This window comes from Bacillus sp. JJ1521 (assembly GCF_036965165.1).
In the GTDB taxonomy this organism is placed as follows: Bacteria; Bacillota; Bacilli; order Bacillales; family Bacillaceae_L; genus Ferdinandcohnia.
Genome location: NZ_JBALOX010000232.1, coordinates 1 through 1,583 on the forward strand (window position 1 = coordinate 1; position 1,583 = coordinate 1,583).

The following is a 1,583-nucleotide window of genomic DNA, read 5'->3' on the forward strand; positions in this document are numbered from 1 at the left end:
ATTTATAACTAAATACATATTAACATAATAAATAAAAATTAGCCTTACCACTTGGTAAGGCTAATTTTTATTTTGTAACTAAAGTATTTTTAATTTTGGTTTCTTCAAGGTATTTTTTACCCCAGTTTGCAATAGGCATTGCCATCGCCTTTGCCAAAAGTACCGGCACAGCATTTCCTATTTGTTTATATTGCTTGTCCAATCTATTGTTCTTTTGTACTTTCATGTTACCGCCATCTGAAAACTCGAACCAATCTGGGAATGTTTGAATCCGAGCAATTTCTTTCACAGATAGTCTTCGATGTTGAGACGGATCACCAGGGAGGATCCATTTATCTTTATCCATTTTTACCATTTCAGGACCGCTAGGATGTAAGGGAGCTTGTCTACCGGAAGCCTGTATTGTGAAACTTTGTTCGTTCCATTTCTTTTTACGGTTTCTTGATAAATAGATCGGGGAAAAACCACCTTCAAACCAATCCCCAGGATTCGATTCCAAGTCTCTAATGGAATCTTTTAATGTAACGAAAGGTATTTTCTTATCTCCATGAGTTGGTTCAGGATGTTCATAATCAAAATCTAAATCCTCCCTAACCCCAACGATAAATACACGTTCTCTTGTTTGAGGAACACCAAAATCTCTCGCGTTAACTAATTTCACCTTTACATTATATCCAGCAGAAGCAAAGTCTTGTTCAATTTGTTTCATGACTTCACCTTTGCCTAGGGTCAACATACCTTTTACATTTTCAGCTATAAAAATGTAGGGTTTAGCTTGCAATAGACAACGAATAAAATGTATGTAAAGAAAATTTCTTTCATCGTCTATTAACCTTGGGCCAGCTTCACTAAATCCTGGGCAAGGGAAGCCTCCGATTACAACTTCAGCTTTTGGAAATGATTTTACCTTGCGTATATCTACTTGCTCTTTTATAACATTTGGAAAATTTAATTCGTAGGATTCATTTGCCTCTTTGAAAATATCATTAGAATATATTGTGTGGAAAATGCTTTCATGTCTAATAGCGTTATACCAATCCTTGTTTTTGAATGCCTCGCTTGCTTCTTCTTCACCTATTACGGCAGACAAACCTGCAAACTCTAGCCCTAAATCTAATCCCCCGCATCCCGAGAAGAGACTTATCACATTTAGTTTGTTTTCTTTGTAATCAAATACTGAACGATCATCTTCTATTTGTAATTCGGAAATTAATTGTTCTTCTTCAGCTATCTTATCAAGTAGGATTTGCTTAACTTCTTTGGGGTCATAATTTTTTAAAGGGCGGTATTTTGCTCGTCCTCTTTCTTCTAGTTTCACTTTAATATACCTCCCATTTATAATATAGACTATTTTATCATTACTTCGAAGATAAGGCCAGTATTTTTTAATCTACAGCCAATTATTAACAGTTACTGTGTATTATAGTATAATTTATGAAATGAGGTGAAGAGCGTATGACCAATCCTAGAAAAATTGGAGATGAACATGTTGTTATGGTTCATCAAGCCCTGTTAGACTTTATTAATAATAAATCTATCGAACATTATCCGACCACTGTAAAACAAACAGTACTATATATAAC

Annotated in this window: 1 protein-coding gene; it reads right to left on the reverse strand. The window is 34.6% G+C overall.

The annotated features are described in order from the left end of the window. Positions 1 to 67: 67 nt before the first annotated feature. Positions 68 to 1,318: a DNA cytosine methyltransferase gene (locus tag V7147_RS23185; RefSeq protein ID WP_335370163.1), complete on the reverse strand. Its 1,251-nt coding sequence runs from the start codon at positions 1,316 to 1,318 to the stop codon at positions 68 to 70. Positions 1,319 to 1,583 lie beyond the last annotated feature (265 nt).